Source organism: Marinobacter goseongensis, from assembly GCF_023156235.1.
In the GTDB taxonomy this organism is placed as follows: domain Bacteria; phylum Pseudomonadota; class Gammaproteobacteria; order Pseudomonadales; family Oleiphilaceae; genus Marinobacter; species Marinobacter goseongensis.
Window position 1 is genome coordinate 1 of record NZ_JAKZAI010000053.1, and the last position, 5,178, is coordinate 5,178.

At 56.0% G+C, this 5,178-nt stretch carries 6 protein-coding genes; 3 read left to right on the forward strand and 3 right to left on the reverse strand.

Annotated features, from left to right (window positions below; translation table 11 throughout):
• The first annotated feature begins 40 nt into the window (after positions 1 to 40).
• Entirely contained in the window at positions 41 to 1,159 is a 1,119-nt protein-coding gene (locus MLC70_RS18075; protein ID WP_248185859.1) for a hypothetical protein, read from the forward strand.
• 50 nt (positions 1,160 to 1,209) lie between these two features.
• Here the strand turns inward: MLC70_RS18075 and istB are convergent, their stop codons facing one another.
• Together istB and istA are read right to left on the reverse strand one after the other, a co-directional pair.
• Positions 1,210 to 1,965: an IS21-like element helper ATPase IstB gene (gene istB, locus MLC70_RS18080; RefSeq protein ID WP_136632092.1), complete on the reverse strand. Its 756-nt coding sequence runs from the start codon at positions 1,963 to 1,965 to the stop codon at positions 1,210 to 1,212.
• 14 nt (positions 1,966 to 1,979) lie between these two features.
• Positions 1,980 to 3,524 carry an IS21 family transposase gene (gene istA, locus MLC70_RS18085; protein ID WP_169054557.1) on the reverse strand — a complete coding sequence of 515 codons (1,545 nt, stop codon included), beginning with the start codon at positions 3,522 to 3,524 and terminating at the stop codon, positions 1,980 to 1,982.
• Between the two features lie 268 nt (positions 3,525 to 3,792).
• Between istA and MLC70_RS18795 the strand changes: the two genes are divergently transcribed.
• Together MLC70_RS18795 and MLC70_RS18090 are read left to right on the forward strand one after the other, a co-directional pair.
• Complete coding sequence (locus MLC70_RS18795; protein WP_427902117.1) at positions 3,793 to 4,116, forward strand: peptidoglycan-binding domain-containing protein; 324 nt, start codon at positions 3,793 to 3,795, stop codon at positions 4,114 to 4,116.
• A gap of 313 nt (positions 4,117 to 4,429) precedes the next feature.
• Complete coding sequence (locus MLC70_RS18090; RefSeq protein WP_248185861.1) at positions 4,430 to 4,666, forward strand: MbcA/ParS/Xre antitoxin family protein; 237 nt, start codon at positions 4,430 to 4,432, stop codon at positions 4,664 to 4,666.
• An 84-nt stretch (positions 4,667 to 4,750) separates the two neighbouring features.
• Here the strand turns inward: MLC70_RS18090 and MLC70_RS18095 are convergent.
• On the reverse strand, positions 4,751 to 5,178 hold a 428-nt coding region (locus tag MLC70_RS18095), incomplete at its 5' end, for a tyrosine-type recombinase/integrase (protein WP_248185864.1).

Here is a 5,178-nt window from a genome sequence, read left to right on the forward strand (position 1 = left end):
TTATTATCGAATTCGGTGACCGCCTGGACGGCCACCTGTAATGGGGTGGGCAGTTACACAGATTTATTTACAGGCTCACGACAGAGAGCGCTATGGGGTGGCACTTACATTCGACCGCCTCTGTCCGGATCATCGGAAATTCACCAAATCAACATGCTTAAACGTCGACGATACGACAGAAGCAAAGATTGCGTTTGCTAAACGCTTTGTGAAAAGTTTGCCAGGCGGCTTTGATAATCGTGAGGTCACAAGTCGACATGTTCAATATTATACAAACGGAATTGGTAAACTCCCGATCACTTTAAGTGTTGCGGAGTTTTTCAACCACCAACAGGTTCGAAACGCGTTCAACTTGCCCTATATACGCGACCTGAAAGACAGTGATTTTCATCAAGGCAATCCAAACAGAGATCCTAGAACCTACAACATACGTCAGTATTTTGACAAAGTGCTGTTACTTAAAGCGAAGCTCGGTTTGGGCGATGGCTTCGTGAGCGCTTTGGAAAATGAGCTTGGTCATTTACCAGACGGTGTGAATACCATCCTCCTGAGCCGAGCGATAACCGAAAAGTCGCCGTTATCAAAGGAGGCGTTTTTTAACCTGCCCAGCATCAAAGCGCTCCATGGACAGGGCGGTATGATTTCACGAGCAATGGCTTCCAATCTGATGAACACAGATGACCACGATGCTTTCTTTTCACAGGTCATGCTGCCTGAAGCTCAAACCCGGGCTGAACGAATTGTGGGGGCTCTCCCCAAGCTAGAGAACGGCGCCATCAGCAAGCTCATAGGGACCAAGTATCTACCCCTAGCAAAACGCAAAGAAGCCGAAAATCAAGCATTGAGAGCCGTTTACGTGCCAGCAATAGCTCTGTCAATATCATTGCTTTTTGTCTTGTTGAACGTGCTGAATATTATTAAGCGTCTGGTCTACTTGTCGATGTTGTGCATCTATCGATTTACGCACCAACAATACACGCGCTCTGTGAAATATATCACCGGCGCTGGTCTGATCGTCATTGCATGTCTTCCAGTCATGCTGACTCCGAATTCGTTTGTGCATAGCCAGCTAACGGACAGAGCTCTGGAAGAGGTAAATCTTGCGTATCTAACGTGTGCGTATTCCGGCGAACGTGACCGGTCATTCCGGGGATCGTGACCGGTTTGCACACGGCCATCACGCTGGAGTCAGTTTTGTACTCTGAGCGGTCACGATGGGTCAACCGATTCCGTGTTTTGTGCCTTGGCTTTTCTTAGTGATTCTCCTTTTAGATTGAGTCGGTGAGCGCCGTGCAGAAGCCGGTCCAGAATGGCGTCTGCGAGTGTGGCGGAGCCGATGTAGTCGTGCCAGTGTTCGGTTGGTAACTGACTAGCGATCAGGGTTGAGCCTCTTCCGTGCCGATCCTCAATCACTTCCATCAGATCCTGTCGTTGTTGCACGGTGACCTTCTGCATCCCCCAGTCATCCAGGATCAGCAGGTCGGTTTTCAACAGTTGGTTCATCAGGCGGGCGTAACTGCCATCGCCGTGGGCGATGCGCAGCTGTTCGAACAGGCGCGGTACCCGCAAGTAACGGACTGAGAGCCCCTGCCGGCAGGCCTGGTTGCCCAGGGCGCACGCCAGCCAGGTCTTGCCGCAACCGGTAGGCCCGGTGATGCACAGGTTCAGGGACTGGCGGATCCAGTCACAGCTGGCCAGCCCCGCCATACGGGAGCGCTCCAGCCCTCTCGGGTGGCGGTAATCGATGTCTTCCACGCAGGCCGAGACCCGCAACCGGGCCGCCTTCAGCAGCCGTTCCAGGCGGCGGTTTTCCCGGTGCAGCACCTCCCGGTCGATCAGTAAGGCCAGGCGTTCCTCGAACGACAGGTCGTGGGTGTCGGGCTGTGCCCGCTGCTGTTCCAGGGCATCGCACATGCCGGTCAGTTTGAGTTGGCGCAGGGCGTCGAGGGTGTTTTGAGTCAACATCAGTTTCTCCGGGATCAGTGGTAGTAGCGGGGGCCGCGAACGTTGGTGTGTGCTGGCAGCTCTGTCAGTTCCGACTCCTCCTCGGCCAGGGGCAACGGGAGCTGATCCAGCCCCTGTTTCAGGATCGAGCTGATGCTCTGGTAGCTGGCCGAGTTGATAGCTAGTGCTCGACTACAGGCCTGCTCCAACCGGTCACGGCTGTAACGTCGACTCAGGTTCAACAGCCCCAGGCATGATCGGTAGCCATGCTCCGGATGAGGGCGATCCTTAAGCTGTCGCTGTACCACGTCGAGCGTGGCGGGACCGATGTCACTGGCCCAGTTCAGGAACCGTCCCGGTGACCAGTTCTGATGGGCCTGATGGGACTTGGGCATGTGCTCGGTCAGGGTCACGAAGCGGCTCTTGCCGTGGCGAGGATGCAGGGCTACCCGTTGTCCTTTGTGCATGACCTCAACGGACGTATCGGTAACCCGAACATCCAGCTTCACACCCACCAGGGCGTGAGGCACGCTGTACAGGCGTTTGTCGATCTCGATGTGGTAGTCGATGCCCGGTCGTGCCTTGCGCCACTCGGCGTAGACGTAGGACGTTGCCGGCAGTGGCCTGAGTGCAGGTCGGTCCAGCGCTTCGAACAGGCTCTGGCGGCTCTCGGAGCGCCCCTGGAACGGGCGCTGGTTCAGTGCCGGTAGCAGGTCTGCAATCGCCGAGTTCAGTTCGGCCAGTGAGAAGAACGTTCGGTGACGCAACCGGGCCAGGATCCAGCGTTCAACCAGCAGCACAGCGGCTTCGGCCTTCGCCTTATCCTTGGGCTTGTAGGGGCGGGCCGGTAAGACCGCCGTCTGGTAATGGGTTGCCAGTTCCGCGTAGGTCTCGTTGAGCTGGGGCGTGTATCGGTCTGCCTTGGTGACCGCTGCCTTGAGATTGTCCGGAACCAGCAGTTCCGGCACACCACCGTAGAACGCCAGCATCCGCTGGTGGGAGGCGATCCAGTCCGGCAGGCTCTGGCTCCAGGTGGCCTCGGCGAAGGTATAACTGGACGCGCCCAGCACAGCCACAAAGACCTGGGCCTTACGCATCTCGCCGGTGCTGCGGTCCACCACCGGCACGGTGGGACCGCAGTAGTCGATAAAGATCTTCTCGCCGGCCCGGTGGACCTGGCGCATGCTGCGCCGCTGCCGGCCGCGCCAGAGCCGGTAGTGATGGCAGAACTGACTGTACCGGCGGGCCTTGTCGCCGTGGCGTTCGACGTACTCAGCCCAGAGCAATTGCAGGGTGACGCCCTTGGTCTTGAGTTCCTGGTGGACCTGGAAGTAGTCGGGCTCAGCAAATCGAGATGGGGGTGTCTTGGCCGGGAAGAGCTGGGCTTCCAGTCGTGCCTCGTCCGTGCCTTCCGGCAACGGCCAGGTGATGCCCTGCGCGGTGGCCAGGCTGACATACTTGCCGACCACGCCCTTGGAGAGTCCGCAGGCACGGGCAATGCGCTCATGGCTCAGGCCCGCTTCGTACTTGAGGCGCAAGACCTCGATGATCTGTCGCATGGAAATCCTCGCTGCCGGCATCCGCCCTTCCTCGTGATGAAAAAGGAAGGGGTATGCCGGATAAAGTTGAAGAATTCCAGCGTGTTGGCAATGATTCCGGAGGAACGTGACCGGGGATTCCGGCATCGTGACCAGCGATTCCGGAAAAACGTCCAAAATCGGTCACGATAAAACGGAATGAGCGGTCACGATCACCCGGAACGGGCGGTCACGTTCAAACGGAATGGGCGGTCACGATGGGCCGGAATATGCAACGTGGCCTGTTCGATGGATTTTGTCTGTGCAGCCGATGGTCTACCCAGTTGGTAATGCATTTCTGAAGCTGTCACCACTGGATTCGGTTCGGCAATACCACGATGATTCCTCAACAAGTGCCAACTTGAACGCGGTTGTGGCGCCCGTTAACGATGTCAATCTCGCTGTTCCGCTAACCGTAAAAGAGCTTCAACGCCGCCTCAATGATTTAGGTTATAACGCCGGACCAGTGGATGGCTTGATCGGATCACGGACGATTGGAGCTCTCAAGCGCTTCCAGGCTGACCAAGGGCTATCGGTGAGCGGTGATCAGGACCGGGCAACATTGCAGGCACTCGCTCGAGAAGCCCTACGATAGAACACTGGATTATGCTACTTAGCCATAAACAGTCGTTTGCGCGATGTTGCACTTGCAGAAACAGAGATCCGTTATGCTGCGATCTGCCTCTAATCGCTAAATGGGTGCTGGCGGTTCAGCCGAAGTCAGCCCGCACATCGGTGATCCGGTGACACTATCCATGCTTTGGGAACGATCTAAAGCCGGGAGAGGGTGATCAGATTCCGAGAGTCAATTTATTAGAGTGGTTCGACTGAGAATTTAAGCGCTATTGGCTCGCAAGGGGAGGCGAGTGATGAATCTATCCTTACAGAGTGGCGGCAAGCTATAATTAATGAAATTCAAGGGTATCCTGTCTATGGCGCAGATCGGAAACGTGGAATGCAAAACCCGGGAACAGATTGTCCGTCACGCCGAGGCCGTATTCGGCGATGCAGATAAAGCATCCCGCTGGCTCAATAAACCAAAGAAACAGCTGAATGGCATGACCCCAAAAGACGCTATCAAGGATGCACACGGTGCCGCCGCTGTCGTTCAAATGCTTCGGAATATCGACAACGGTTGTTTTTGATCGTCGCTACACAGTTGAACGAACTGTAAAACCCCTCGGGGCAGAGGGGGTTACGCCCGTTTGCTTTCGTCGCAGGTCGCCCCACTAAATACTTCGCCGCTTACCAGCGAGTCGCATCCGATTTTTGTCCGATCGAACATACACAGCTTCAGTAATCGCCGGGCTTGCATGACCCAGTTCTTCTGAAATATGCCTGATATCACCTCCCGCCTCGATTGCTTGGCTAGCACCCGTGTGCCTGAGGTAGTGGGTTTCCGTTTTCACTGCCTCAAATGCCAGAGCCTGTTCAGATTTGCCCTCGCGCTGGAGAGTCTTTACGACGCGATCGATCGCCTGTTCATACGTTCGCTGTACCTGCCGCTTGCCCAAGCCATTGCCTTTCTGAGAAGGCAAGATGGGATCATTTTCACGAGGTGAGGGTAAAGGCGTGTCTTTACTGCGTATTCCAGACCAAGGTTGCCACTGATTCCAGACGAAGCCTGCCACCCATTCCACGCGAAAGCTGCCACTGA